Below are 26,565 nucleotides of genomic sequence, written 5' to 3'. Positions count from 1 at the left end.
ACAATTCACGACTTCCACTTTTATTCATTGATTTGTCATGAAAGGCCTTAATTCTGTTTCAGCTCTCTTGGCTTCCACTCTCTTGATCGGAAGCTCTGCATTTCCAGTTCAAGCGAAGGATGTCACTCCCAAGGGTTACAACACGCCGATCCCTGAAGATGTCTTAACGCCTGATGTTGTTCGTACCCGCATCGGCACGTTCCGCTATTTCGATGGCTTCCCTGATGAAGCCACAAAAAAGGCAGCGCGCCGTCAAGTGGATCTCGGCCGTGGTGTGCAGACCTTCCTCAATTTCATGCCGGCAGCATCCATCGAGATGCTCTATGTCGGCCACCGCGATGGCTATGGCTTGAAGCCAAATCGAGATATCGGTTTGTTTGAGGAGTTGATGAGCTCCACATCGCTCTGGCTAACCGGCAATACCGATACGGTCTATGCCTCGGCTTTTCTTGATCTCAGTGATGGCCCTGTGGTGGTGGAAGTTCCTGCGGGAACAGGGCCGGGCACCGTTAATGACGCCTTTTTCCGCTTTGTTGTCGACATGGGTGGCCCTGGCCCAGACAAAGGCAAAGGCGGCAAGTATCTGATTCTTGGCCCAGGCCACACGCCACCGGCCAACACCGATGGTTACTTCATTGCGACGACTCCCAGCAAAATCAACTGGCTGATTCTTCGCGGCTTTCTTGATGACCAAGGCAAGCCTGATACGGCGAAGACGGCATTTAAAAATGGCCTCAAGGTGTATCCCTTCGCTCAAAGGAGCAACCCTCCTGCAAACACGTTCACCAACCTCACCGGGTCAGATGTGAACACCATCCATGCCAACAACTTCAAGTTCTACGAGGAACTGGATGAGGTGATCCAGCGTGAGCCCTCCGAGATGTTCTCCCCTGAACTCTTGGGCATGGCCTCGGCGATTGGCATTCAAAAAGGGAAGCCGTTCAATCCGACCAGGGAGCAGAAAGCCCTGCTGACTGAAGCGGTCGCCATTGGCAATGCGACGGCACGTTCGATTCTGTTTGCCCCGCAGGATCCCAAGGCATACATCTATCCCGGCAAGGCCGGCTATTGGCAGACCGGTTTCCCCGGCGGCAACCACACGTACCTCGTGGATGGCGGCAATGGTGGCCGTGACATGGATGGCCGCACGCTGTTCTTCTACCTGGCCACGGTGAACACGCCGGCGATGGTGCTGGAACTTCCTGGCGTGGGGTCCCAATACGCCTTCAGCTCGCGTGATGGCAGCGGCGCCTACCTGGATGGATCCAAGACTTACAAAGTCAACATCCCTGCCAATCCACCGGCTCAGCGCTTCTGGTCGTTCGTGGTCTACGACCCGCAGACCCGTTCCATGCTCCAGAGCAAGGAGATGCCCTACCCCAGCAAAAACAACAAGCGCAATCCCGAGATGGCGAAAAATGCTGACGGAAGCATTGATCTTTACTTCGGCCCTGAAGCCCCTGCTGGCAAAGAGGCCAACTGGGTGAAGACGGTTCCCGGCAAGGGTTGGTTCGGCATCTTCCGTCTCTATGGCCCAGGTCAGGAGTGGTTTGACCGCACCTGGAAACTCGGTGCGATCGAACAGCTCTGATTCTTTTGTCTTGATCCCATCGGTGGGTATCTATCCATCGATGGGTGTCGTTGCTTGTCCCGTTCTCCTTTCCCTCTGGTCCGATGTCTCGCACTGTTGATGTTGTTGTGATCGGTGGCGGTTTCGCCGGGATTACCGCGGCCCGTGATCTCAAACACCGTGGCTTCAATGTGTTGCTGCTCGAGGCCCGTGATCGCTTGGGTGGTCGCACTTGGTACAAGGAGGTGAATGGTTTCCATGTGGAGCTGGGCGGAACCTGGATTCACTGGACCCAACCCTTTGTTTGGGCGGAAAAGGAGCGTTACGGCTTGGAGGTTCAGGAAACTCCCGGTTGTGTTGCCGAGCGGGTTGCCATCAAGGTTGATGGGCAGGTAAATGACCTGCAGGAAGACCAGCTCGCTGAATTTCTGCAGGGCTTTGAGCTGTTCTTTGCGGAGGCCAAGCAAGTTTGGGAGCGCCCTTACGACCAAGATCACTGTTGGGATGCGATCTGTGCCCATGATTCGCAGAGCGTTGCTGATCGCTTTGCCGCCTTGGATCTCACCCCTCTGCAACGCACATCGATTGGCGGATTCCTCGAGATCCTCTCGATGAACCAACCCGAAAACGCGTCTTATGTGGAGATGATGCGTTGTTGGTCGCTGACCGGTTGGAATTACGAGATCTTCAATGACACCGCGGCCCGCTACAAGTTCACCAATGGAACGGGTGAGCTGGTTGATGCCATCGCTGAGGATGGTGGTTTCGATGTTGAGCTGAATACGTCTGTTGCTTCTGTTCAGCAATCGGAGGCCGGGGTTGTGGTCACCACAACCAATGGCGACGTCGTTAATGCCAAGCGTGCGGTCGTCACGCTGCCGTTGAATCTCCTCAACAGCGTCAGCTTTGATCCGCCATTGTCTGCAGCGAAGCAGGAGGCCTCAACGCTGAAGCATGTTGGTGGTGGCTACAAGGTGTTTTTTGAGGTGCAGGGAGATCCCGGCGCGGTGATGACCCTGTCGCGTTCAACGGATTCCCCCCTGATCGGCAGTTTCACCTACAAGCGCGGCGAACAACACTCTGTTCTGGCTGGATTCAGCCTCGAATCCGGTGCTTTGGACAAGTCGGTTGATGAATGGCAAGCCGTTCTCGAAGAATTTCTTCCAGGCGTCAAGCTGCTGTCCACCTTTGGCCACGACTGGGGTGGCGATGCTTTGTCCCAGGGATCCTGGTGCACCTATCGGCCCGGCACGATCGCAAGGTTTGCCAATGCCCTGCCTCAACAGGAGGGCAATCTTGTGTTTGCCTCCGGAGACCATGCCCAGGCTTGGCGCGGCTTTATTGAGGGAGCGATCGCCAGCGGTTCCTCAGCAGCATTGGGCATTGCCAAGAGTCTTCAGGGATGACACTGCCGATCCACAGTCCAAAACGATTATGGATGTTGGTACGAAAAAAACTTTTTCGAAATTTCTCTCTGGTTTGTTTGTGAAATTTTTGGTTCGTGAGTCTCATCCTGATTAGGCTTCATATGTTGACTATTTGATTCCTGAGTTCATGAAACTCCGTCAGATTGCTTTGGGAGGCGGCGTCCTTGTTCTTGCTGCCTGCTCAACTCAACTCGGGCTTCAAAATAAGGCTAACAGCGCTCAGTTTGATCGCACGCAGCTGCCGATCGCTGAGCCACGGCCTGAAAAGGTTACCAAGGTACTGCCGTCAGAGGTGCCATTGCCTCCCCAATGGGAGGTGACGGCACCTGCCGATGCACCCAATGTGGTGATCATCCTGCTTGATGATGTGGGCTATGCAGCACCCTCCGCCTTTGGCGGTGTGGTGAACATGCCGACGGCTGAAAAACTTGCCGAGAACGGACTTCGCTACAACAAATTTCATACCACTGCACTTTGTGCGCCAACCCGGGCGGCCTTGAAATCTGGCCGTAATCATCACAAAGTCAATACAGGATCTATCCCTGAAGTTGCAACTGGATATGCCGGCAACTCAACTGTGGTGCCTGATTATGCGGTGCCAGTTGCAGAAATCCTGCGACTGAATGGATACAACACTGCCGCCTTCGGCAAGTGGCATGAGACTCCCGGCCGTGAGACCACGGCAGCCGGTCCTCAAACCCGTTGGCCAACGCGTCAGGGCTTTGAGAAGTTCTACGGCTTTGTCGGCGCTGAAGACAACATGTGGGAACCCACCATCCACGATGGTGTCACCGTTGTCGATGCACCGAAGAAAGATCGGTATCACTTCACCGAAGATATGACCGATCAGGCGATCGGTTGGATGCGGCAACAGAAGGCGATCAAGCCTGATAAGCCATTTTTCATCTATTACTCCTCGGCCGGTGCCCACTCCCCACACCATGTGGGCAAAGAATGGATTGCTAAATACAAGGGCAAGTTTGATGAAGGTTGGGATGTTCTTAGGGAACGCAATCTTCAGAACCAGATCAAGGCGGGCATCGTCCCCGAAGGGACTCAGATGGCCAAGGCGCCAGACAGTATTCCCAAATGGGACAGCCTTACTCCCCAGCAGCAGAAAATTTATGCGCGTCAGGCTGAGGTGTTTGCTGCTTTCACGGAGCATTCCGATTATGAAGCAGGCCGTTTGATTCAGGCGATTGAAGATCTAGGTGAGCTTGATAACACCTTGGTGATCTATATCACTGGTGACAACGGCGCCAGTGTTGAGGGGGATCGGACTGGTCATTGGAACTGGAACCACTATCTCAACGGTGTTGGAGAAACGCCGGATGAACAGGAGGCCAAGCTCGATGAATGGGGCGGTCCAACCACCTATCCCATGTATCACATGGCTTGGGCAATCGCCTTCAATTCACCTTTTGCGCTTTCCAAGCAAGTCGCCGGTGATTTTGGAGGAACACGCAATGGCACAGTGATTCATTGGCCTGAGCGCATCAAGAAAGGTGGTGGTGTACGCACACAGTTCTCCCATGTGAATGATGTGGCTCCAACGATCCTTGAGGCAGCCAATCTACCGATGCCAAAGACAATTAATGGCATCCCGCAGATTCCCATGCAAGGAACCAGCCTGATGTATACCTTCGATAACCCGGATGCCAAAGAAAAGCACAACACGCAGTATTTCGAGATCATCGGCAACCGAGGTATTTATCACAACGGCTGGATGGCGCGGGCGACAATCATGTATCCCTGGATGGCGCCCGAAAGAATGAACACGGTTGCGGCAGATGATGGTTGGGAGCTGTACGACACCACCAAGGATTTCAGTCTTTCGAATAATCTCGCCGATCAGGAGCCTGAGCGCCTTGAGGCCATGAAGAAGAAGTTCATGGAAGAGGCGATTGAAAATCAGGTGTTGCCCCTTGATGATCGTCTTCTGGAGCGTCTCGTTCCTTCCGTTGCAGGTCGGCCGACGCTTCTAGGTGATCGGACATCCATTGATTTGTATCCCTATGCCTGGAACCTGGTTGAAGACTCGATTCTCAACGTGAAGAACGTGTCGAACAGTGTGACGGCATTTGTTGATGTGAAAGGTGGCGAAGAAGATGGTGTGATTTTCTCCCAGGGTGGTCGATTTGGAGGTTGGTCTCTTTACGTTGAAAACAACAGACCTTCCTACACGTACAACTACATGGGAGAGCTGTTCACGCTCACAAGCAACAAGCCACTACCAACTGGTAAGTCAGAAATCCGTTTCGAGCTCGACTACGACGGTGGTGGTACTGGAAAAGGAGCTGACGTTCGCTTGAAACTCAACGGCGAGGTGGTCGCAGAGGGCCGCATGGAGAAGACGATTGCATCGCGCTTCTCCATTGATGAAGGTGCTGACGTCGGTCTTGACCGTGGATCAGCGGTCACGATCAAGACCATCGGTCCTCGTCGTTACAGCGCCTATGGCGGTCAGATCGACAAGGTGACGATTCAGATCTATCCCAAAGACACTGACACCAAACAGGGCTGATGGTGTCGAGCTCGACGTCGAATTGCCGGGATGGAATGATTGCCATCCCGGCTGGGGACTATCAAGTTGGCTCCGATCGCTTCTATCCCGAGGAAGCGCCAGTGCGTCAGATTTCGATTGACTCATTCGAGATTGATCTGGCGCCAGTCACCAACGCTGAGTTTCAACAATTTGTGGACGCCACCGGCTATCAAACAGTTTCGGAATGTCCTCCTGATCCAACGCTGTACCCGGATCTTCCACCTGAAGAGCAGATTCCCGAGTCTGTTGTTTTCCTGCCTCCTCCGCCAACGGTGGATCGCAGTGAACCTCTTTCCTGGTGGGGCTTAATCGCTGGTGCCGACTGGCGCCATCCGCAGGGGCCTGACACCAGCCTCGAAGGATTGATGCAGCATCCCGTTGTTCATGTCGCCTTCGAGGATGCCCTTGCTTATGCCGATTGGGCCGGGAAACGGTTGCCCACGGCCGATGAGTGGGAGGTTGCGGCCCGGGGAGGCCTGGTTGATCAGGACTACGCCTGGGGGTCTGAAAAGACGCCTGATGGTCGTTGGCTGGCCAATGTCTGGCAGGGCCCGTTCCCTTGGGACAACAAAGAGACGGATGGTTGGTTCTGGACATCACCCGTCGGTAGCTTTCCTGCCAACGGCTACGGACTCGTTGACGTTTGTGGGAACGTCTGGGAATGGACGTCGACGCCCTACGCGGTTCCTGAAGGTGAGCAAGAACGAAGGGTGATTAAGGGCGGCTCGTTCCTTTGCGCCGACAACTACTGCCACCGGTTCCGACCGTCTGCCCTGATGGGCCAAACGCTGGATACGGCGACCTGTCACATGGGTTTTCGCTGCGCTGCAGATTGTTAGGGCTGGTTTGATGTCCGGCCCTTGATTTGTGTGCTGAGAAGGGCGACGCCAAGTGCGATGTGAAGGATGGCCGCAGGGAGTGCCACAGAGGGCCTTGCATCGCCTGAGAAGGCGAATATGGCCAGTAGGAGGCCGCTGATGATGTTGTATGCCGTCAGGCCGATGCCTGGCATCGCGTCTTGGCTTGACGATTGAGTAGTTGACCAACAGGACAACCCGAGGCAGATGATTGCAGCTCCAAACAGTTGGGCCATCTGATTCCCACCGTTGGGCAGGGATGATCCAACGATCAGCGTCGTTGCCAGCCCAGGCGTCAGCAGCAGTGCTGTGCCGGTTGCAAGTTCAACCAGACAGGACAATCTCCGGGTGTTGAGTTGAGGTTTATGCATCAAAATGACCTGAAAAAATGGATCTAGATGCAATTAGATTCATAGCCGATGTAATGAGCTATTAGTCGAAGAGAAAACGAATTCCAACGTTGGGGCCATGAGAGAAGGTCTTGTATCCGTTGTCATTGCCGTAGGCCGAATATTCCAGGCCGAAGACTTTGTACGACAGTGAAATCTGGGTTGAATTTCCAACTGCATAGGCGATGCCTGCCTGTGCGTTGCCACTGAGATCCTTTTCGCCGGCCAGGCCGAAACCAGCGGCGTCTGCGTACACAAAAGCTTGCCATTCAGGGCTGAATGCATAAGTGGCGTGCATTCCGATTAACGGTTGTACCCAGGTGTGTGACCAGGAATCGCCGAAGCTTTGCTTTTTGGAGCGCTCAGCCTGAAGAATTGGGCCCTCGTAGGACGGAGACAATTCAACGTCTATATCGGTTTTGATCGTGCCGTCCACGAGACGGGCTCCTGCAAAACCAACAAAGCTGAAGCTTCCTTGATCCATTTTTGGACGCTGAACATCACCCGCGCGGTAGCGAACAGCAAGATCGATCAAGGTTTGATCGAGGTGAAAATCTCCCTCGACATCACCTTTGAGGGTGAGTTTGCGCGTCACTTTGTCGCCGGTGAGTCTCCGGACACGTGAGTGATCACGAGTCACATATTTCGACCCACTGTCGTTGAAGTCCACAGCTCCGTGAAAGATGCCTGTCTGAAGGCCCCAGCGCCCTCGTTCCACTCCTGCTCGAACTGTCGCAATGCTGGAAACATTTTCAAGAATGTCGCTAAGACTCAGCTTGCCTGTGTTGCTGTTTCCATCCAGCTTGAGAGTTCCCTCATTCTCATGGGGCAAGAACCCATAGAGATCGAGGTAAAGCCGCCAGTCGTTGTCATCTTCTTCTGCCTCGGAAATAGCCTCATCACCCTCGGCTTGCGCGAGCAGATCTTGCGTCACCCAGGGGGTGTATGACCAAGCCAACTCTTCCGATGCTTGACCACCTGTACCGAGTAGTGCAGGGATGGCAAAAGCGAGCGGGAGAAGAAAGCGACGCATGCCGATTTGAAAATAAATCAAACTGAAAATAGGGGTTTTTTGTTGGCCGACAAATAAAAGCGCTCGAATCGTCCCAGGCGCTGTACCGCCCACGGAGAGCCTCTGTGTCGAATGGGGGCCAGCCTGATTCCGTTTCCTCCAAGACTCATAAAATGGCCAGGTTCTGCACTTGAGGCGGTCAGTGCCCCGCATTGGACTGATCGTCAATGACGGCAAGCCGCTCGCGGTTCAGACCGCGGACACGATTCAGCAGCGTCTGGAGGCAGCCGGCCATGCCGTGGAGCGGGCCAGCAGCTCCGGGGGCATGGTGGGCTTTGCCAACCCCGATCAGCACCTGCGGCTTCGGGGCTACAGCGCCTGTGTGCCAAAGGGTTTCGACCAATCGATGGTGTTGGCCATCGTGTTGGGGGGGGATGGCACGGTGCTTTCTGCAGCGCGTCAGACCGCCCCTGTTGGGATTCCGATTCTCACGATCAACACCGGCCATCTGGGGTTTTTGGCCGAGGCCTATCTCGATGATCTGGACCGGGCCCTCGATGTGGTGCTCACGCAGCAATGGACGATCGAGGAACGTTGCAACCTCGTGGTGAGTGTGATGCGGGGCGATCAGCGCCGCTGGGAGGCTTTGTCCCTCAACGAAATGGCACTGCACCGTGAGCCGCTCACCAGCATGTGTCACTTCGAGATCGCCATCGGCCGCCATGCCCCGGTGGACATCGCTGCCGATGGTGTGATCCTCTCCACGCCGACGGGATCAACGGCCTATGCCCTCAGCTCCGGTGGGCCAGTGATCACGCCGGATTGTCCGGTGCTGCAACTCACCCCGATCGCACCCCATTCCTTGGCCTCCCGCGCCTTGGTGTTCAGTGACCGTGAGCCTGTCACGGTGTTTCCCGCCACTCCAGAGCGCCTGATGATGGTGGTGGACGGCAGTGCTGGTTGCTATGTCTGGCCGGAAGATCGGGTGCTAATCCGTCGCAGCGATCACCCCGTGCGGTTTGTTCGTCTCGCTGACCATGAGTTCTTCCAGGTGCTTCGCAACAAGCTCGGATGGGGTCTGCCCCACATCGCCAAGCCCGAGCGGGAATGAACGCTGATCCCCTGTTGCTGCTGGCAGGTCCTGCGGCTGTGTCCCTGGCGCCCCGACTAGCCGCATCGGGCTACGCCACCCTCGATTGGCTTAGTGCAGGTCCCTCGGCCCATGCCCCTGAACCGGGTGAATCGCCTGTGGCTGCTGTGCTGGCGGCCGATCAGGCCGTATTGATTCAAGACCTGCGCAGCCGTTTCGGAGGTATGCCGATCCTGTTGGACCTGGAACGGGACAGCGTTGAGGCCCGCGCCGCCTGCCTGGGAACCGGCGCCGACGATTTCTGGCTTTCGGAGATCGGGCCCAGCGACCTGTTGTTGCGTTTGCGCTTGCACCGCACGATTCAACAGCGGTCAGGTCAGCGACCGGCGCTGCTTCAGCTCGACGATCTCAGCGTCGATCCCACCACCCGAACGGTGCAGCGGGGAGAACGTGTTGTGGCTTTAACAGCCCGGGAATTCATGCTGTTGCAGGTGTTGTTGCGAAGGCGGGGCCAGGTGTTGAGCCGCGAGCTTTTGCTTCAGGAGGTGTGGCAGGGGGAGAGCTCCAGCAGCAATGTTGTTGAGGTGTATGTGCGCTACTTGCGTCAGAAGCTGGAGGCCGGTGGTGAGCGCCGTTTGCTCCACACCGTGCGCGGCCGGGGGTACTGCCTCGGCCAGTTGATGCCGGAGGTTTGAGTGGCTATGGATGCTCTACCCCCTGAGCCGCCTCCGCAGTGGCTCTCGGTTGCTGCCCGCTGGTGCGTGGACCAGCAGCGTTGCATTGATCTCGAGGTAGCCCGCACTCCGGAGCAGCAGCGGCTGGGGTTGATGCAGCGGCCGGCCCTGTCGCCCTTGCGCGGGATGTGGTTTCCCTTCTCCACCCCGCAGCCGCAGCGCTTCTGGATGTTCAACACCCTCGCTCCTTTGGACATGATCTTTGTGCGCGATGGGCGGGTGCTCGATTTGGTGCGTGCCGTTCCAACCTGCGCTGCGCTGCCCTGTCGCTCCTACGCCGCCGATGCGGATGGCAATGGACGGGCTGATTTCGTTGATGCAGTGATTGAAATCGGTGCCGGGGAGGCGGAGCGGCTTGGGATTGCCATCGGCGATCCGGTTCGAATTGCTCCGCTCACGCCTTCGGAGTGAAGCCGCCTTAAGCCGGCTTCGTTCCCGTCACGATCAACGTGGGGTTCATCGGAGCCAGGCGCGTGCCATCCCCCAGCGGTTGTCCACGCCAGGCTTGCAGTTGCTGTACGCGCACCGCCAATCCGGCATTTTCGAGCAGTGGTCGAACGTTGGCCAATGCCTCAATGCTCGCCAGGGGGATCACCACAACGCCACCAGACCGCAGCCGTGCCAGAACGTCTTGCAGCAAGCGTTCGCGTTGGGCGCCACCGCCTCCAAGCAAAACCCGATCGGGCTGGCTGAGATGGCTGGGGAGCCCGCCGTTCAGTACCGCGGTGGCGTCGGTTTCCAGCACCGCTGCGGGGTTAACCCCGAGCCGTTGCGCATTGCGCTGGATCAGTTGCGCGCCGCCGGCGCGGCGTTCCACTGCCAGCAGTTGCAGCTCAGGGCGCAGGCGCAGGGCTTCAAGGCCGACGCTACCGGTGCCGGCCCCCAGATCCCAGAGCACGCCCTGCTTTGGCAGGGCGAGTTCGGCCAGTAGTTGGATGCGCACCTCCCGCTTGGTCATCAGTCCGGGGTGGTCGCTGTGCTGCAGGTAGAGCCCGTCATCGAGCCCGAACAACGGCAGCTGATGGGGATCTTGTGCGACAGGTTCTCGGGCGATCAGTAGCGCAATCAGCAGCGGATGCAGATCTGCTGGTAATGCGGTGCCGGGGGTGATCAGCTGAACCCGCTCATCGGCATGCCCGAGGTTTTCACAGAGCCACAGATCCGTGCTGGTCTCCAGGCCACTGCTGCGCAACATCCGCTGCACGCTGCTGGCGCCCCCCTGGTTTGGGTCCGTGAGCACCGCCAGGGCCGCCGGTCGTTTCTGCAAGGCGCTGGCAAGTATTTCGGGGTTCCGTCCGTGCAGGCTCACCCAGTCGGCGTCCTGCCAGGGGCGACCGATGCGGGCGAAGGCCAACTGCAGCGATGTGGGGGCGGGATGAAACCGCAGCCGCTTTACACCGATGCGATCGCAGAGAATGCGACCCAGGCCGAACCAGAGCGGGTCGCCGCTGGCGAGCACCACCACAGGCTGATCCGAAGGCCGTGATTGCAGAGCGTCCGCCAGAGCCCGCGGGTCATCGCTTCTGATGAGTTCTGGGCGTGCGTCCCCCAGCCAGGCCTGCAGAGCAGCTTGCAACCGCTGCGGCGCAGCAATCACCTCCGCAGCCTGCAGCAACGTCTGCTGCGGAACGGGCAACGAGGAGGGAGCCCCGGCGTCGGTGCCGATCACATCGATCATCCCGTCATTCTGGTGTGAGGGTTTGTGGGGCCATGGGACGGGGGGCTTTGCTGGTCGATCGCTTGGTGGCGGGAGGCTTTGTGCGACCTGCGGTGCTGCTTCGAGGTTTGCAGCTTCGTCGTCCGGCCCTCTCCTGCTGGAGGGTGAGCCTGGTGATGGGACTCAGTGGGCTGCTGGTGGAGCCCCTGGCTTGGGTTCAGTCCTGGCTGTTTGCTCGCCGGTTGCAGAAGGTCGAACTTCCAGACGACCCGATCGTGGTGATTGGCCACTGGCGCAGTGGCACCACCTATCTGCATCAGTTGCTGGCCTGCGACCCAACACTGGCGACGGCACGCAATTCGCTGACCATGGCGCCGCAGGTGGCGTTGCTGCTCAAACCCTGGATTCGTTCGGCACTCAAAGCCTTGATGACGCAGCAGCGGCCGATTGATGCAGTGCCGTGGGGGCCGGACGACCCCCAGGAGGATGAGCTCGGGCTGGCCCGACTCACCATGGATACCAACATGGCGGGCATGGCTTTTCCCCTGGCCTATCCCTGGTTTTTCCGACGCAATGTTCTGGGTTCGTCCGGTGCTTTCGAGCGGCAGTGGCTGCACTTCACCAAGCTCTCCTGGCTCCATGACGGCAAGGGAAAGACGGGACTGCTGATCAAGAACAGCGCCCATTCCGCTCGGGTGGAGCTGGTGCTGCGCCACTTCCCTAAGGCGCGCTTTGTTCTGTTGCGCCGTGATCCGCAGGCCTCGATCCGCTCGCTGGTTCAGGTGAAGCAGCGGTTGGGCGCTTTGGTGGGACTCCAGCCCCTGCCTGATGCTGTCACCCAGGTGGAGGAAACGGTGGCGGCCCATGGCCAGCTGCTTGATGCCTTTGAGGCCTCTCGGCATCGGATCCCTGCGGGGCAGATGGTTGAGCTGCCCTATGAGGCCTTGATTCGCCAACCCCTCGTTGCGGTGAGACGGATCTATGACGAACTCGGGCTCAGCAGCTGGTCGGTGGCGCAGGCTCCGCTGCAGGCTCGGATTGCCCAGGCCCGTAGCTACACCGCTGATCCGGTGACCCTGCCCTTATCAGCGCAACAGCGCCTGAACGACCTGATGGAGGAGGCATGACCCCAGCCCACGATCGCCGTCAACGATTGCACGATCTTGTGATTGCTCTGATTGCGCAGCAGGACGATCTGCCCCTGCTCGATCCCGATCAGCCCGACCTGGAGGGGACGGCCCCCGGCCGTTGGCTGGATCAGAACCGCAGGAGTCTGCATCGCTATCAGGCCTTGGTCCGCACGGCGGTCACCTTGGATGCCCTGCTGGATGCCGAGGACAATCCCTCACCATTGTCTGCAGGCTGATCTCAACGGCTGGCTGATCGCGCCAAACCTGGCAATCTGGGGCGACTCTCGGCCCCTGCATGGCTTCGTTCGGTTGGTCTGCTCTGAACTCCCTGCTGGGCCGCGGTAAGCAAGCCAAGCGATGGCAGCCACCGGAGGCATCCTGGATTCGCCCCTTCGGCCTGGGCTGGGACAAGCCCTACACGGTTCGCTATGCCAGCAACCTCGACGACGGCCCCAACCACGGCATGCCGCTTGGGGGGTTCGGGGCCGGGTGCTTCGGGCGGGCGCCCGACGGCAACATCAACCTCTGGCACCTTGATGGCGGCGAGCACTGGTTTGGTGTGCTGCCCGATTGCCAGTTCGCTCTGTTTGAGGGGAATGGCTGCGGCAAGCGCGCCCACGCTTTGGCGGTTCAGCCGGATCGGGATGCCTCGCGTCCGCAGGGCGGCCAGCCGCTGAAGGCCTGGGAGTGGTACCCAGCCAGCACGGCGGATCGCAGCACCGGCACCTATGCCGCCCGCTATCCAATCAGCTGGACGAGCTATGAGGGTGTGTATGACGCCGAGGTGCGTTGTGAGGCCTTCAGCCCGATCCTCCCGGGTGATTATCAGCGCACCAGCTACCCGGTGGCAGTGTTCATCTGGACGCTGCGTAATCCCACCGACCAGCCTTTGGATTTGTCGTTGTTGCTGAGTTGGCGCAACACCACCGGCTGGTTCACCAACACCGATGCCTCGGCCGAGGTTCACTTCCGCGATGACGGCAGCCCGGAGCACAACTACGCCCCGGCCATCGGCACCACTACCGGCCAGCGAAACCGTTGCATCGACGATGGCTCCCTCAAAGGAGTGGTGCTAGAGGGCAACGTCTCCGAGCCCGTTGCTGAAGGTGAGGGCCAGTGGTGCATTGCCACGGCTGAGCAGCCCGGTGTGACCATCCAGCGCTGCAGCCGCTGGAATCCCAGCGGTGATGGCCGTGAGCTCTGGGACAGCTTCAGTAATGATGGTTCGATCCCCGAGAGCAACAACGATCGACGCAGTGGAGTGGATGATCCACTCAGTGCTGCGCTGGCGGTTCAGTGTCAGCTGGCCCCTGGGCAGAGCATTGAGATTCCGCTGGTGATCAGCTGGGACCTGCCAGTGACGGCCTTTGCCACCGGCAGCCAGGCTCTGCGCCGCTACACCGACTTCTTTGGCGCAAATGCCAACCAGGCGGTTGCCATTGCCGCTGAAGCGCTGCGCGACTGGCGCAGTTGGCGCCAGCAGATCGAGGCCTGGCAGCAGCCGGTACTGCAACGCGAAGACCTGCCGGAACCGCTGCGGATGGCTTTGTTCAATGAGCTCTACGACCTTTGCAGTGGCGGCAGCCTCTGGAGTGCGGCCTCAGCCGACGATCCCCACGGCCGCTTCGGCGTTTTGGAGTGCCTCGACTACGCCTGGTACGAAAGCCTCGATGTTCGTCTCTACGGATCCTTTGCTCTGTTGCAGCTCTGGCCCGAACTCGACAAGGCCGTGTTGCGCAGCTTTGCCCGGGCGATTCCGGCGGCGGACGCCGCCCAGCGTCCGATTGGCTGGTACTTCACCCAGGGCAAGGGCCGGGTGGAGGCTGATCGCAAGGTGAAAGGAGCCACCCCCCATGACCTGGGGGCTCCCAACGAGATCCCCTGGGATGCGACCAACTACACCGCTTATCAGGACTGCAACCTCTGGAAGGATCTCGGTAGTGATTTTGTGCTGCAGGTGTGGCGAACCTTCAAGCTGGCTCCCAGCGGTAAAGACATCCGCTTCCTCGCCGACTGCTGGCCGGCGGCCGTGGAGGCCCTGCGCTACCTCAAAACTTTTGATGTCAACAATGACGGGCTGCCCGACAACGGCGGTGCCCCGGATCAGACCTTCGACGACTGGCCCTTGAAGGGGGTAAGTGCTTACTGCGGTGCCCTCTGGGTCGCTGCACTGGAGGCTGCTCTTGCCATTGCCCAGACCCTTCAGCTCAGGACTGGGCTCGACACCTCAGCCGAGCAGAAGGAATTCAGCGGTTGGCTCGAGCAATCCCGGGGCAATTTCGACAAGTTGCTCTGGAATGGCGAGTACTACGACATCGATGCCGAGAGCGGCACGCCAGTGGTGATGGCTGATCAGCTCTGCGGCGATTTCTACGCACGGCTGTTGGGCCTGCCGCCGGTGGTGAGTGATGCCAACAGCCGCAGCACCTTGAAGGCCGTTAAGGAGGCCTGCTTTGAAGCCTTTGATGGCGGCTGCCTGGGCGTGGCCAATGGCCTGCGCCGTGATGGAACCCCCTTGGATCCCAATGGCACCCATCCCCTGGAGGTGTGGACGGGGATCAACTTCGGGATTGCCAGTTATTACCGGTTGATGGGAGAGAAGCAGACGGCGGAAGCGATCTGCTCAGCCGTTGTTGAGCAGGTGTATTCCGGTGGTCTGCAGTTCCGCACCCCTGAGGCGATTACCGCGGTGAACACCTACCGGGCCTGTCACTACCTCAGAGCCATGGCCATCTGGGGGCTCTGGGCCACGGAGACCGATTGGACGCTGATCCCGGGAGCGGATGCCCGTTGAAGTGTGGCGCTTGGGGATTCGCCGAATTGGTTGCGGTAATCCCGGGCGAAGTGATTGCGGCTCTGAAAGCCGTGATGTGAGGCAATCGCCTGCACGGTGTAGCAGCCAATGGCGTGCTGCACCTCTGGGGAGCTGAGGGCGTGATGCACCTGGCTGAGCCGGATCTGTTTGAGCAGAGCCATTGGGCCAGTGCCGAAGGTCTGACGGCAGTGGTGAACGATTGCGGAGCGTGAGGCGAAGATCGTCGTGCACAGGTCGTCCAGGGTGATCGCTTGGCCGGTGTTCTCGAACCCCCAAGCGATCAGATCTTTCATCAGCCCAGCTCTCACGCCGAGGTCACCACTGGCTGTTCCCTGCAGATGATGGGGTGACAAGGCCTCCAGCGCCGCCACTTCCACCAGATCATCCTGGCCCCCTCCCATCAGCTGGGCCTGGATCAATGCGCTGATTTCTTTAAACCGCTGGGGATGAAGGTTGGCGGAGTTGGATCTGTGGATCACATCCAGCGTCTGGTGATCACCGGTGGCGGTGGCGAGCTGTTCAAACCGCGTTTGCGAGACAAGCGCCGCTTGGATGTGGGCTCCTGCGGGAAGCTGGAAAAAGACGTCGCTCAGTCCTGCATGGAACCCATGCAGAGAGCCCTGATGCGTTTCTTCTCCGCGAACCACTGGTTGCTGGTCGGAGATGTTCAAGGTGAAGGGCAAGACCCCAGGCCGTCGGTTGCCGTGAAGCACCAGGTCTTGATTGGTCTGGATCGACAAGACCGGCAGCTGCTTCGATCCACCCAGGCGAACGACGCCATGGAGAGTGCCGCGGCTCAATTGGGCGACACCCATCTCGAAGCCAACCCTTTCCAGGGTGGCGCTAAGGCCCAGAGCCGAATTAAAAGCAACCTCCATTTATTAATTCTCAGTGAAAATCCTCTGAAGGACAGTTTTGTTGTGAGAATTCGCGGACTGTCGTCCTCCCCATGCGCCGTTTGCTCTGCTGTTTCATGGCCGCCCTTGGGCTCTTGCTGCTTACGCCGGGCATGGCCTGGGCCCAGGTGCACCAGCATGAGAGTGAGGCAGGCGTCGCCATGGTTCGTTCGCTTGAGAGTCTGCGGGATCTCGATTACGACAGCTGGCAGGCGGTGGCCTACCGCGAAGGCCCTCCAGGCCAGCCGGTGGTGCTGCGCGTGGTGGGCTATCCCGGAAAGCTGAGGCTTGATCATCCGGTGACCCTCCAGGTGTTGGCGGGTCGCCGCGAATGGCAGCTGGACGACATCACCTTGGCCAATTCGGTGCTGGCCACCGATGGCCGCGACGCAGCGGCTGAATTTGCCCTTGATCCCTTGCTGAACGATCTCAGCAACAACCGACCGCTGCGCTTGGCGTTGCCGGGTGTGTTCACTGAGTTGCCGATCCCTCCATATGTCGTCGGGGAATGGCGCTCGCTGCAGGAGTTGCCTCTCAGCTGATGTGGGAGCTCTGGATGCGGCGAGCCCTGGCCCTGGCCGCCCTAGCTGAAGGACACACCAGTCCCAACCCTCTCGTGGGGGCCGTGGTTCTTGATCGCGATGGGCGCCTTGTTGGCGACGGCTTTCACGCGCGGGCCGGTGCCGCCCATGCCGAGGTGGGTGCGTTGCGGCAGGCCGGGGATGCGGCCCGAGACGGAACCCTTGTGGTCACCCTGGAACCCTGTTGCCACCACGGCCGCACGCCCCCTTGCAGTGAGGCGGTGCTTCAGGCGGGCATTCGTAGGGTTGTGATCGCTCTGGAGGACCCGGACCCCCGAGTGGATGGGGGCGGCATTCGTCAGCTGCGTGAGGCGGGTCTGGAGGTGATCAGTGGTGTGCTGCGCGAGGAGGCCCGCCAGCAGAACCGGGCTTTCCTGCACCGCGTTCGTACCGGCCGCCCGTTCGGGATTCTGAAGTGGGCCATGAGCTTGGACGGCCGCACCGCTTTGCCCAATGGGGCCAGCCAATGGATCAGCGGCCCATACGCCCGCGATTGGGTGCATCGGCTGCGCAGTGGCATGGATGCAGTGATCGTTGGTGGCGGTACGGTTCGTGCTGATAATCCGCTGCTGACTAGTCGCGGCAGACGTTCGCCAGAACCGTTGCGGGTGGTGCTGAGCCGCAGCTTGGATCTTCCGGATCAGGCCCAGCTCTGGGACACCGCTATCGCCCCGACCCTCGTGGCCCACGGTCCCGATGCCGATCCCCAGCATCTCCCTTCTGGCCTTGAGGGACTTGAACTTTCAGCCTGTGAACCGATGCAGCTGATGGAGGCTCTGGCGGGGCGTGGTTGCAACCAGGTGCTCTGGGAGTGCGGCCCTGAGTTGGCGGCCGCGGCGATCCGGCAGGGCTGTGTGCAGGAGATTGCGGCGGTGGTGGCTCCGAAGCTGATGGGGGGCATGGCGGCCCGCACCCCTCTAGGAGATCTGGACTTCAGCTCCATGGATCAAGCGCTGCAGGGGAGGTGGCATCAGTGCGAGCCGCTGGGGCACGACTGGCTGCTCCGTTGGCGCAGCGGCTCCTGAGTTCAGTCCTCTTCTGTGAGTCTTTCCCTCGGCTGCAAGACAACTTTGGGGTCTTGTAAGGGGAACGATCGGATTTTTCTCGAACGATGCAGCTGTGCAACGTGATTTGCATGCACAACTCGACATCAGGCCTCACAATGAAATTTGAATCCAATGAATGCATGAAGGGCACTCAGGCCATGGCCTATGCCATGGGAACAATTTTTATACTTGGAGAAACAGCACGTCGAGGCATTGATTACTTTTCGATCAATGCAACAACGATGCTTGAGGATTATGGGTCGGGAGTTTTGCTGATCCTTGCTGCTGCTGCATGCACGGCCAAGCTTGCACAGTCCACGATTTATTTGGCTGGTGCTTGGGGATATTCGGCAGGAGGAATGTTCGTGCCCTTCTTCGCGCATCTGGAAGCCTATCTACGTGGGTCAACGTTTCGACCAGATCATCCCATTGAAGATGTTAATGGGATTATTGTTAAAGGAGTGATATGGGGTATTTGCGTGGCTGCGTTCATCGCAAGCCTCCGCGATACATCAAATTAAGTTGCTTTTGCTGCCGAGGCCTCTAGCCTTAAAGAACCTTGATTTGTGAATGTTGATGTCAGATTTGTCGCAATCGATGGTGTCGAGTGCAGAGCCTTATCTGTGGTCGTTGGTGCTGTCGTTCGCCACGCTGCTGATCAGCATCATCCTGCTTTACATCGCTCGATTCAGCGCAAGCCTTGAAATCAAGGATCTGGCGGCTCTTCGGTCGATGTTTGATCGCTTTCCGGCTTGGGGCAAGCGCGCTAGTTGGGCACAGCAAAACAGTTTTGAAGCCTTCACCATCCATGCCCCTGCAGCACTGCTTGCTGTCGTTGCTGTTTTGAACGGACAAAGCCTTCCGTTCATCACTGTTGTAGTTGCCTGGGCACATCCAGCCCTTCGAATTGTTTACATCAGTGCCTATCTTTTTAATGTGCCTTTTGCTCGATCCTTGGCTTGGTTCCTGGGTCTGCTTTGCAGTGGCGTTCTTTATGGTGTTGGCTTGGCAGCTCTTGTCTGGTAATCGATTTGAGGCCTCTGGAGTTGTTTTAATCGATCAGTTTTAATGGATCACCTTTCATAGATCCAGGATGTGAGTGCTCAAGTTGATTTGTTGCTGTTTGGTTCACCGGCGTTCAAGGCTGTTGGCATAGCGGCCGATCAGAACGCCCATCACGGCCGCGAGGTAGAGCGGTCCGGCAACGCTGGTGGCCACGCTCACCATCCGTGACAGGGGGAGCATCGGGCTGATGTCCCCGAAGCCCACGGTGGTGAGGCAAACGAAGGCGTAGTAGTTCAGTGCTGAAAAGATGCGGGCGTTGGCCAGAACACTTGAATCGCCAACGTTCGTCATCTCCAGGGGTTGGAAGCTGCCCGGTTGGATCGTTTCCAGGGCACTCATCACCAGGCCGGCGACGAGCCCGATGTGTAGGTATCCGGCCGTGGCACCCATCAGCAGCGCCTCGGTGACGCGTCTGGTGCTGGCGAAGCGTGTCACTAGGCGGATCACGCTCCAGCCCACAAGCACACTCCAGCTCAGGGCCAACGGCATACCGCTGTAGATCAGCTCCAGGGGCGTGAGCAGCCAGAGCCACATGGTCACCACGGCCATCAGCCCCAGACTCCGATACAGGGCATCACTCCAATCCGGTGCCTTGCTGCTCCCCACCATCACCTGCGTCAGCAACAAGGCAACAAGGGTGTAGCCGATGTAGGTCACCCAGTCCAAGCGAGGAAAGGCGAAGCCCACGGTGGCGATCAGGGTGAAGAGCAGCAGCAGCTTCAGCTGCGTGTCATCACGCTGCAGGAGCCGCTGAACCAGACCCACCAGCACCTTGGATACTGCTGCTGCTCCCAGGGTCGGCAGCCAGCCACGGCTGTCAAGCCTTGTTCAATCAAGCAAGGAGAGTTGCTGGTGCTTGTTTGCAGGGGCAGCTGGCTTCAGTGCTCTGCAGTCCCATGGCTCCGCTGGTGATGGCGTGAGCATCGGCTCGAGGGCGCGTCGGTGGGCCCCATCACCGGGTTCGAGCCAGACGCTCTCCAAGCCATCGGGAATGATCACCGGCATTCGATCGTGCAACGGAGCGACCAGGCTGTTGGGCCGCGTCGTGATCACGCAGCAGGTCTCCACTTCACTGCCATCGGGTCCGATCCAGCGGTCCCAGACACCGGCCAACCAGAACAGCTGCCGGTCTCTGCGATGGATCAGGTGTCCTTTTTCAAAAAAGCCCGTGCTGGGCAGAAGGCAGCGGTGATGACGCCATGGACCGCGAAAAGAGGCTTTCTCCGCAATGGTTTCAGCGCGGGCATTGATCGGTCGCGGCGCTTGCAACGGGTCTTTGACCCAGCCCGGCAGGAGGCCCCAAAGCATGTGGGCGAGACGGTCTTCACCGTGCTCCCGCCGCACCGCCAGCACCGGTTCATGGGGACGGATCAGCTCGCGGGGGGCGTAATGCTCCAACCAGGCGCTGTCGTCCGGCCGCAGCCAGCTGCCCAGCAGCTGCTGCAATTCCGCGCGAGGCGTGTCGAGGCAATAGCGACCACACATCTGCAGAACCTAGGAGCCGTTCGGTTCTTACACCCGTTGATTGCCAGTGATCCCTCGTAGCGTGATTGGACTTTCAGGCCATCCATGCCGATCCGCCAGGACGACAACCAGCCGAACCGTCGCTTCGGGATCATCAACCTGGTGCTGATTGGTTTCGGTGTGCTGCTGCTGGCCAGCAGCTTCCTCCCCACCAACGGCATGCAGCAGGTGCCGCGGGTGCCCTACTCCCTGTTCATTGATCAGGTGAATGACGGTGCGGTGAAGCGGGCCTTCATTACCCAGGATCAGATCCGCTATGAGCTGAGTGATCCCGAGGAAGGCACGCCTCCGGTGCTGGCCACCACGCCGATCTTCGACATGGATTTGCCGCAACGCCTGGAGACCAAGGGCGTTGAATTCGCAGCAGCACCTCCGAAGAAGCCCAATATCTTCACCACCATTCTCAGTTGGGTGGTGCCCCCCCTGATCTTCATCCTGGTGCTGCAATTCTTCGCCCGCCGCTCGATGGGCGGTGGTGCACAGGGTGCTTTGAGCTTCACCAAGAGCAAGGCCAAGGTCTATGTGCCCGATGAGGAGTCGCGGATCACCTTCGCCGATGTGGCTGGCGTGGATGAGGCGAAGCAGGAGCTGACTGAGATCGTCGACTTCCTCAAGCGTCCTGAGCGTTACACCGAGATTGGTGCTCGCATCCCCAAGGGTGTGCTGCTCGTCGGCCCCCCTGGCACCGGCAAGACCCTGCTCTCCAAGGCTGTTGCGGGCGAAGCCGAGGTGCCGTTCTTCATTATTTCCGGTTCGGAATTCGTCGAGCTCTTCGTCGGAGCCGGTGCCGCTCGCGTGCGCGATTTGTTTGAAGAAGCGAAGAAAAAAGCGCCCTGCATCATCTTCATTGACGAACTCGACGCCATCGGCAAGAGCCGCTCGGGGTCTATGGGCGTTGTCGGCGGCAACGACGAACGGGAGCAGACCCTTAATCAGCTGCTCACCGAGATGGATGGCTTCGCAGCGCAGGACAAGCCGGTGATCGTTCTTGCGGCCACCAACCAACCCGAAGTGTTGGATGCGGCGCTGCTGCGCCCGGGTCGTTTCGACCGGCAAGTTCTGGTCGATCGCCCCGATCTCTCCGGCCGCAAGACCATCCTCGAGATCTACGCCAAGAAAGTGAAGCTGGCTGCAGGCGTTGACCTCGACAGCGTGGCCCAGGCCACCAGCGGTTTTGCTGGCGCTGATCTCGCCAACCTCGTCAATGAAGCCGCGCTGCTTGCAGCTCGTGCCCAGCGCACCAGCGTCGAGCAGCAAGATCTCGGTGAAGCGATCGAGCGCGTTGTGGCGGGTCTGGAGAAGAAGAGCCGCGTCCTGCAGGACGACGAAAAGAAAGTGGTTGCTTATCACGAGGTGGGCCACGCGATCGTGGGCCATCTCATGCCTGGTGGCAGCAAGGTTGCCAAGATTTCGATCGTCCCCCGCGGCATGAGTGCCCTGGGCTACACCCTGCAGCTCCCCACGGAAGAGCGCTTCCTCAACTCCAAGGAAGAACTGCAAGGTCAGATCGCCACGCTTCTTGGAGGCCGCTCCGCTGAGGAGATCGTCTTCGGCAAAATCACCACGGGCGCTGCCAACGACCTGCAGCGGGCCACGGATCTGGCCGAGCAGATGGTGGGCACTTACGGCATGAGCGACACCCTGGGGCCTCTGGCCTACGACAAGCAGGGCGGTGGCCGTTTCCTTGGGGGAGGCAACAACCCGCGCCGTTCGGTGAGTGATGCCACGGCCCAGGCCATTGATAAGGAAGTCCGCGGGCTAGTGGACCAGGCCCACGACGACGCCCTCACGATCCTGCGGGAAAACATGGCGCTACTCGAGACGATCGCCCAGAAGATCCTTGAAAAAGAGGTGATCGAGGGGGATGACCTCAAGCAGATGCTCGAGGCGAGTGTGCTGCCGTCTGGAGTGACCGCTTGACGGCAGCGGCCCTCATCCCCGATAACAGTCCTTTGAACCGTCGCGATGGCTACCGCTTCTGCGGGCGTTGCTGCTGTCCTGTCTCCGCTGTGCGGACGTGACTTCCTCTCCTCAGCGGATTGTTCGGCTGAGGAAACAGCAGCGTTGCTGGACCTAGCCGCACAACTGAAGAGCGGCGATCGTCGGATCGATCTCGGTAACCGTGTGCTGGGTCTGATTTTCAGCAAGGCCTCCACTCGAACCCGTGTGAGTTTTCAGGTGGCCATGGCCCGCCTCGGCGGCCAGACGGTGGATCTCAATCCTTCTGTCACCCAGCTCGGCCGCGGCGAGCCGCTTGAAGACACGGCCAGGGTTCTCAGCCGTTACTGCGATGTGCTGGCGATTCGCACCTTCGCTCAGCAGGAACTGGTGGACTACGCCCACTGGGCTTCGGTGCCGGTGATCAATGCCCTCACCGATCTGGAGCATCCCTGCCAGGCCCTGGCGGACTTCCTCACCATGCAGGAAGCTCATGGTGCGCTTGCCGGCCAGACCCTGGCGTATGTGGGTGATGGAAACAACGTTGCTCATTCCTTGATGCTCTGCGGTGCGTTGTTGGGGGTGAATGTGCGGATCGGCTGCCCTGAGGGCTTCGAGCCGTTGCCGGGCGTGCTTGAACAGGCCCAATCCCTGGCGCAGCATGGTGCCTCGATTGAGGTGGTGAGCGATCCAGGTGAAGCGGTGGCGGGTGCCCAGGCCGTCTATACCGATGTTTGGGCTTCCATGGGTCAGGAAGCCGAACAGGCGCAGCGGGAGCAGGCCTTCGCTGGCTTCTGTGTGGATCAAGGCCTGATGGACAAGGCGGCAGCCGATGCGATTGTTTTGCACTGCCTGCCGGCCCATCGCGGTGAGGAAATCAGCGCTGAGGTGATGGAAGGAACGGCGAGCCGCATTTTTGATCAAGCGGAAAACCGCCTGCATGCGCAGCAAGCTCTGTTGGCGGTGTTGATGGGTGGTTTGTAGGGCTTAAGCCGCTGCCAGCAAGAGAGGGCGAGGGGTCTGGGCTGGGGTCCTTACAAACCAGCGCAGAAGTCATTGGATTACCAACGTTCACGACGCCACTACTAAAAAAACCGCCATTGCTGACGGGGGCTAAGTGTGAATAAAGCCGGGTTGAGTTGTTGCTTCTGCCTGAAGCACCCCACCATCGTGTTGCAGTGCTGATCAGACCAGCGTCACACCCTTGTTTCGGTAGAAGGCAAAGCGCTCGCGGATCTTTTCGGCATCGGGCTTTGGGCAGTCGTAGGCCCACACCACATTGGTGATCACTTGATCGCCAACCACCACATCCCAGTAACGGGCCGTTCCCTTCCAGCCGCAGACGGTGGTGAGTCTCGAGTCACGAAAGAACTCCGCATTCATCGCTTCACGGGGGAAGTAGGGATTGCCATCCACCATCACGATGTCGTCGCTCTCAGCAAGCACCGTGCCGTTCAAGGTCGCCTGCATGATTTCTGTGTCGAGCATTGTGGAATTGACCCTAAGAAGGCCATCCATCCACTGTGCACAGCACGCCGTTCCCACAATCGGCCGATTCGCCCCAGAAGGCAATGAGCACGACAGCTGATTGCCGGGTGCTCCACGGCTGCCGAGAGTGTGTGCATCGAGATCGGAGGAGCCCATGACGGCCGACACTCCACCTGAGCAAACAGCAGAAGCAGCCTGACTTTTCTGGCCCCTGCTCCAACTTTTCAACCCAACCGTGAGCGCCTCGTCTGTGACGACACTGATGTGCGTCTGATCAGTCGACACTCCTCTGCACCGTCCGTCTAGGTGCCCCGTAGGAGTCCCGCTTCACACCTGGACAAAATGGCCCCAGGGTTGCCACTAGCCAGACGCTTCGACCTTTCTCTTTCAGTTCACTGTCCTTCGATAAGCACTTCGCTTCACGGATACAGCTTCACTGATTAGGTCGACTGCAATGCATAAACGAGCGAGCTAGGCCGTCTTTCCATCGGGAGGGGCGGCCTTCCTCTTTGGCGGCTAGCTGCCCTCAAGCGCTTGCTCCAAGTGATCGACATCGCGCTCAAGCTCATTGAGCCTCTGCTGCAGCTCCTGCTCACGAATGTGTTCCTCATGTTCGAGCTGCTGACGGCCTCCATTCATCATTTCTGTGTAGGTCAGCGCCCTGGGCTGCGACGGTTCAGTCATCAGTTCGGAGAGTCAGTTGGGCTGATTGGTTGGTGGGTCACACCGATGAGCTTTGCGTCCTTGCGACATGCTTTCGTCGCATCAAGCCAATACTGGCTCACGCCCTTGTTTGGCGAGTTGACGGGCAACCCTTTTCAACTCTCTTCACGGATGGCCTCGTCTCTCGTGCGCTGAACCCACTCCTCCACACCTGCATTGCAAGTGGATGCTCAGCCTGTGATGGGTTGGTTTTGGCAACGGTGTTAGCGGTCCCAGCGACGCCGTAGCTGCGGGATCACCAGAAAATCCATCACCGCGAAGCTAATTAGGCAGGGCAGAAACCCCTTCTCCACGAAGCCGCACACCAGTCGCCGCGGGTCCAACACACAGATCACCAACTGAGCAATCCAAAAGATCGCCGCCTTGACGGCAAACGAAGTGAGGGCAAAACGCCTTTCAGCTGCGGTGAGACGCATGACGGCCAGCAATCAACACAGCTGCCACACAATCGGCTGATTCACCTCAGAAGGCAATGCGCTCCATTGCAGTTGTTTGGGCACGAAAGACAGCGGGTTCCCTCTCCACGCGGGCTGAGGGTGCAAGGATTCTGAGGTCGACCTCAGTTGCTCTGCTTTGCTACTTGCCGAGATGCAGCAACCTGCAGAACCGCTGCCATACCAGGTAATGAGTCCTTCAAACCGCCTGCATGCGCAGCAGGCCTTGTTGGCAGTGTTGATGGGTGGTCTGTGACGTTGATGCGCCGTTGGTTGGTGCCGTTGATCGTCACCGCCCATGCGGTGGCAGCGTCGGCTGATCAGGCCACCGACAAAAAACAGCAGAGCACCATTGCCCGATGGACGGCTGAAAAAATCTGTGAGATGGGTGTGGATGCCTTTTATGCGTTGCCAGATCCTGAGCTCAAAACCATGTTTGAGCGCGACACCTCGATGCGTTACGAGGACGTCCCCACTGCACCGAATGATCAGGAAAAGTCCCGCATCACCGGACAGTTGATGGGATATCTGATGGCGGCCTGTCCGCAACAGCTTGAGACTTACAAAAACCGCTGAAGTGAATCGCCATGCGTAAGGAACGCTGCTGGGTTTGGTTCAAAGGTGGACTCTCTGAGGAGGGCCACTGGATGTCTGGCTGGGTGGCCAGCACAACCGAGGAGCCTGGGCTGCTGATTGAACATCCCGGTTACGTCTCCTGCCGGGTTCCGGAATGGCGTGTGGTGTTTAAGGAGCCCAAAGACCTGAACCTGGCACCAAGCATTCCCGACGCTGCGGTGTGGAAGCTGGTTTGAACTGAGCCCGAGCTTGCGGCGCAGGACAAGGAACGGTACAAATGTATTGCCCGAACCTTTTCTTGCGGTGACCCGTGCCCCCCAGGAGCCCCTCACCACTGCTCAGCAAGAGCTTTACGACTGGCTGGCGGACTACATCGGCAGCCATCGCCACAGCCCTTCCATCCGCCAGATGATGCAGGCGATGGGGCTGCGCTCTCCTGCGCCGATCCAGAGTCGGTTGCGCCATCTTCAGCAGAAGGGATGGATCACCTGGCAGGAAGGCCAGGCGCGCACCTTGCAGCTCTTGGGCGACATGGTCGGTGTCGCTGGGATTCCTGTGCTTGGCGCAGTTGCGGCGGGTGGCCTTGTGACGGCTTTTGATGATGTTCAGGAGCATCTCGACCTGGCACCGGTGCTGGAGACCCGTGGCCTGTTTGCCCTGACGGTGAACGGAGATTCGATGGTCGACTCCCACATCGCCGATGGTGATGTGGTGTTGATGGAGCCGGTTCAGGATCCCCAGCGGCTTCGCAACGGCACCGTGGTGAGTGCTCTGGTTGCCGGCAGCGGCACCACGCTCAAGCACTTTCATCGCCAGGGGGCGACGGTGGTTCTTGAAGCTGCCAACCCTGCCTATCAACCGATTGAGCTCCCCGCCGAACAGGTGGAGGTGCAGGGTCGCTTGGTTGCTGTCTGGAGGCAGGTCTAAGGCTCTCGCGGTGTAAGATCTATCCCGACGACGGCGGTTCTGAAGCCACCACGTCGACATGGGGCCATAGCTCAGCTGGTAGAGCACCTGCATGGCATGCAGGGGGTCAGGAGTTCGAGTCTCCTTGGCTCCATTTCGTGA

Annotated in this window: 28 protein-coding genes and 1 tRNA gene; 20 read left to right on the top strand and 9 right to left on the bottom strand. The window is 59.1% G+C overall.

From position 1 onward, the window contains the following. Positions 1–37: 37 nt before the first annotated feature. From FZZ90_RS09710 to FZZ90_RS09695, 4 genes are all read left to right on the top strand, one after another. Complete coding sequence (locus FZZ90_RS09710) at positions 38–1,591, top strand: DUF1254 domain-containing protein (protein WP_226425563.1); 1,554 nt, start codon at positions 38–40, stop codon at positions 1,589–1,591. An 83-nt stretch (positions 1,592–1,674) separates the two neighbouring features. After that, a complete protein-coding gene (locus FZZ90_RS09705; protein WP_226425562.1) occupies positions 1,675–2,976 on the top strand; it encodes an NAD(P)/FAD-dependent oxidoreductase in 1,302 nt (433 codons plus the stop codon). A 148-nt stretch (positions 2,977–3,124) separates the two neighbouring features. After that, positions 3,125–5,521 carry an arylsulfatase gene (locus tag FZZ90_RS09700; protein ID WP_226425561.1) on the top strand — a complete coding sequence of 799 codons (2,397 nt, stop codon included), beginning with the start codon at positions 3,125–3,127 and terminating at the stop codon, positions 5,519–5,521. After that, positions 5,521–6,381, top strand: a complete 861-nt coding sequence (locus tag FZZ90_RS09695) for a formylglycine-generating enzyme family protein (RefSeq protein WP_226425559.1) — start codon at positions 5,521–5,523, stop codon at positions 6,379–6,381. Before FZZ90_RS09700 ends, FZZ90_RS09695 begins: the two co-directional genes overlap by 1 nt. On the opposite strand, the gene FZZ90_RS09690 is transcribed toward FZZ90_RS09695, so the two are convergent. Together FZZ90_RS09690 and FZZ90_RS09685 are read right to left on the bottom strand one after the other, a co-directional pair. After that, positions 6,378–6,803, bottom strand: a complete 426-nt coding sequence (locus FZZ90_RS09690; protein WP_226425557.1) for a hypothetical protein — start codon at positions 6,801–6,803, stop codon at positions 6,378–6,380. The two genes, FZZ90_RS09695 and FZZ90_RS09690, sit on opposite strands and share 4 nt — an antisense overlap. A gap of 28 nt (positions 6,804–6,831) precedes the next feature. After that, positions 6,832–7,914: a hypothetical protein gene (locus FZZ90_RS09685; protein WP_226425555.1), complete on the bottom strand. Its 1,083-nt coding sequence runs from the start codon at positions 7,912–7,914 to the stop codon at positions 6,832–6,834. 88 nt (positions 7,915–8,002) lie between these two features. Between FZZ90_RS09685 and FZZ90_RS09680 the strand changes: the two genes are divergently transcribed. From FZZ90_RS09680 to FZZ90_RS09670, 3 genes are read left to right on the top strand one after another with little or no spacing between them, the layout of a single operon-like run. Next, positions 8,003–8,911 carry an NAD(+) kinase gene (locus tag FZZ90_RS09680; protein WP_226425553.1) on the top strand — a complete coding sequence of 303 codons (909 nt, stop codon included), beginning with the start codon at positions 8,003–8,005 and terminating at the stop codon, positions 8,909–8,911. Continuing rightward, a complete protein-coding gene (locus FZZ90_RS09675) occupies positions 8,908–9,585 on the top strand; it encodes a response regulator transcription factor (RefSeq protein ID WP_226425551.1) in 678 nt (225 codons plus the stop codon). Before FZZ90_RS09680 ends, FZZ90_RS09675 begins: the two co-directional genes overlap by 4 nt. A gap of 6 nt (positions 9,586–9,591) precedes the next feature. Next, positions 9,592–10,035 carry a DUF192 domain-containing protein gene (locus FZZ90_RS09670; RefSeq protein ID WP_226425549.1) on the top strand — a complete coding sequence of 148 codons (444 nt, stop codon included), beginning with the start codon at positions 9,592–9,594 and terminating at the stop codon, positions 10,033–10,035. Positions 10,036–10,042: 7 nt separating this feature from the next. On the opposite strand, the gene cbiE is transcribed toward FZZ90_RS09670, so the two are convergent. Continuing rightward, complete coding sequence (gene cbiE / locus FZZ90_RS09665) at positions 10,043–11,302, bottom strand: precorrin-6y C5,15-methyltransferase (decarboxylating) subunit CbiE (RefSeq protein WP_226425547.1); 1,260 nt, start codon at positions 11,300–11,302, stop codon at positions 10,043–10,045. Between the two features lie 32 nt (positions 11,303–11,334). Between cbiE and FZZ90_RS09660 the strand changes: the two genes are divergently transcribed. Genes FZZ90_RS09660 through FZZ90_RS09650 form a run of 3 tightly spaced genes read left to right on the top strand, consistent with a single transcriptional unit; the run spans position 11,335 to position 15,205 of the window. Continuing rightward, positions 11,335–12,408, top strand: a complete 1,074-nt coding sequence (locus FZZ90_RS09660) for a sulfotransferase (protein ID WP_226425545.1) — start codon at positions 11,335–11,337, stop codon at positions 12,406–12,408. Continuing rightward, positions 12,405–12,647 carry a hypothetical protein gene (locus FZZ90_RS09655; protein ID WP_226425544.1) on the top strand — a complete coding sequence of 81 codons (243 nt, stop codon included), beginning with the start codon at positions 12,405–12,407 and terminating at the stop codon, positions 12,645–12,647. The genes FZZ90_RS09660 and FZZ90_RS09655 overlap by 4 nt, the downstream gene beginning before the upstream one ends. Before the next feature lie 59 nt (positions 12,648–12,706). Further along, positions 12,707–15,205 (top strand): GH116 family glycosyl hydrolase, encoded by a 2,499-nt coding sequence (locus FZZ90_RS09650; protein WP_226425542.1) that lies wholly within the window; start codon positions 12,707–12,709, stop codon positions 15,203–15,205. Here FZZ90_RS09650 and FZZ90_RS09645 read toward each other — a convergent pair. Beyond that, positions 15,124–16,104 (bottom strand): helix-turn-helix transcriptional regulator, encoded by a 981-nt coding sequence (locus FZZ90_RS09645; protein ID WP_226425540.1) that lies wholly within the window; start codon positions 16,102–16,104, stop codon positions 15,124–15,126. The two genes, FZZ90_RS09650 and FZZ90_RS09645, sit on opposite strands and share 82 nt — an antisense overlap. Positions 16,105–16,175: 71 nt before the next feature. Between FZZ90_RS09645 and FZZ90_RS09640 the strand changes: the two genes are divergently transcribed. The 4 genes from FZZ90_RS09640 (at position 16,176) to FZZ90_RS09625 (ending at position 18,775) form a co-directional block, all read left to right on the top strand. Beyond that, on the top strand, positions 16,176–16,664 hold the full coding sequence (locus FZZ90_RS09640; protein ID WP_226425539.1) for a DUF3122 domain-containing protein: 489 nt from the start codon (positions 16,176–16,178) through the stop codon (positions 16,662–16,664). Then, positions 16,664–17,728, top strand: a complete 1,065-nt coding sequence (ribD, locus tag FZZ90_RS09635; RefSeq protein WP_226425696.1) for a bifunctional diaminohydroxyphosphoribosylaminopyrimidine deaminase/5-amino-6-(5-phosphoribosylamino)uracil reductase RibD — start codon at positions 16,664–16,666, stop codon at positions 17,726–17,728. The genes FZZ90_RS09640 and ribD overlap by 1 nt, the downstream gene beginning before the upstream one ends. 161 nt (positions 17,729–17,889) lie before the next feature. After that, on the top strand, positions 17,890–18,270 hold the full coding sequence (locus FZZ90_RS09630) for a hypothetical protein (RefSeq protein WP_226425537.1): 381 nt from the start codon (positions 17,890–17,892) through the stop codon (positions 18,268–18,270). Positions 18,271–18,325: 55 nt separating this feature from the next. Continuing rightward, on the top strand, positions 18,326–18,775 hold the full coding sequence (locus FZZ90_RS09625; protein WP_226425535.1) for an MAPEG family protein: 450 nt from the start codon (positions 18,326–18,328) through the stop codon (positions 18,773–18,775). Between the two features lie 102 nt (positions 18,776–18,877). Here FZZ90_RS09625 and FZZ90_RS09620 read toward each other — a convergent pair whose 3' ends face one another. Then, positions 18,878–19,585 (bottom strand): ion channel, encoded by a 708-nt coding sequence (locus FZZ90_RS09620; protein ID WP_370631051.1) that lies wholly within the window; start codon positions 19,583–19,585, stop codon positions 18,878–18,880. A gap of 57 nt (positions 19,586–19,642) precedes the next feature. Further along, positions 19,643–20,299, bottom strand: a complete 657-nt coding sequence (locus FZZ90_RS09615) for an SOS response-associated peptidase (protein ID WP_226425533.1) — start codon at positions 20,297–20,299, stop codon at positions 19,643–19,645. 84 nt (positions 20,300–20,383) lie between these two features. Here FZZ90_RS09615 and ftsH point away from each other — a divergent pair, with 84 nt between their 5' ends. Continuing rightward, positions 20,384–22,258, top strand: coding sequence for an ATP-dependent zinc metalloprotease FtsH (ftsH, locus tag FZZ90_RS09610; protein WP_226425531.1), 1,875 nt, complete (start codon positions 20,384–20,386; stop codon positions 22,256–22,258). Positions 22,259–22,303: 45 nt separating this feature from the next. Then, complete coding sequence (argF, locus tag FZZ90_RS09605) at positions 22,304–23,260, top strand: ornithine carbamoyltransferase (RefSeq protein WP_226425530.1); 957 nt, start codon at positions 22,304–22,306, stop codon at positions 23,258–23,260. Between the two features lie 201 nt (positions 23,261–23,461). On the opposite strand, the gene FZZ90_RS09600 is transcribed toward argF, so the two are convergent. The 3 genes from FZZ90_RS09600 to FZZ90_RS09590 form a co-directional block, all read right to left on the bottom strand. Further along, positions 23,462–23,746 carry a DUF427 domain-containing protein gene (locus FZZ90_RS09600; protein WP_226425529.1) on the bottom strand — a complete coding sequence of 95 codons (285 nt, stop codon included), beginning with the start codon at positions 23,744–23,746 and terminating at the stop codon, positions 23,462–23,464. A gap of 534 nt (positions 23,747–24,280) precedes the next feature. Continuing rightward, positions 24,281–24,448 (bottom strand): hypothetical protein, encoded by a 168-nt coding sequence (locus FZZ90_RS09595; RefSeq protein ID WP_226425528.1) that lies wholly within the window; start codon positions 24,446–24,448, stop codon positions 24,281–24,283. A gap of 242 nt (positions 24,449–24,690) precedes the next feature. Then, positions 24,691–24,903 carry a hypothetical protein gene (locus tag FZZ90_RS09590; protein ID WP_226425526.1) on the bottom strand — a complete coding sequence of 71 codons (213 nt, stop codon included), beginning with the start codon at positions 24,901–24,903 and terminating at the stop codon, positions 24,691–24,693. A gap of 279 nt (positions 24,904–25,182) precedes the next feature. On the opposite strand from FZZ90_RS09590, the gene FZZ90_RS09585 reads away from it, so the two are divergent. The 4 genes from FZZ90_RS09585 (at position 25,183) to FZZ90_RS09570 (ending at position 26,557) form a co-directional block, all read left to right on the top strand. After that, complete coding sequence (locus FZZ90_RS09585; protein ID WP_226425694.1) at positions 25,183–25,497, top strand: hypothetical protein; 315 nt, start codon at positions 25,183–25,185, stop codon at positions 25,495–25,497. Between the two features lie 11 nt (positions 25,498–25,508). After that, positions 25,509–25,733: a hypothetical protein gene (locus tag FZZ90_RS09580; RefSeq protein ID WP_226425525.1), complete on the top strand. Its 225-nt coding sequence runs from the start codon at positions 25,509–25,511 to the stop codon at positions 25,731–25,733. A 67-nt stretch (positions 25,734–25,800) separates the two neighbouring features. Further along, on the top strand, positions 25,801–26,424 hold the full coding sequence (gene lexA / locus FZZ90_RS09575; RefSeq protein ID WP_226425524.1) for a transcriptional repressor LexA: 624 nt from the start codon (positions 25,801–25,803) through the stop codon (positions 26,422–26,424). 60 nt (positions 26,425–26,484) lie between these two features. Continuing rightward, positions 26,485–26,557: transfer RNA gene (locus FZZ90_RS09570), tRNA-Ala, on the top strand. The last annotated feature ends 8 nt before the right edge of the window (positions 26,558–26,565 follow it).

It is taken from the genome of Synechococcus sp. MU1617, assembly GCF_020514235.1.
GTDB lineage: Bacteria > Cyanobacteriota > Cyanobacteriia > PCC-6307 > Cyanobiaceae > Parasynechococcus.
This window is presented reverse-complemented; position numbering and strand designations above follow the sequence as displayed.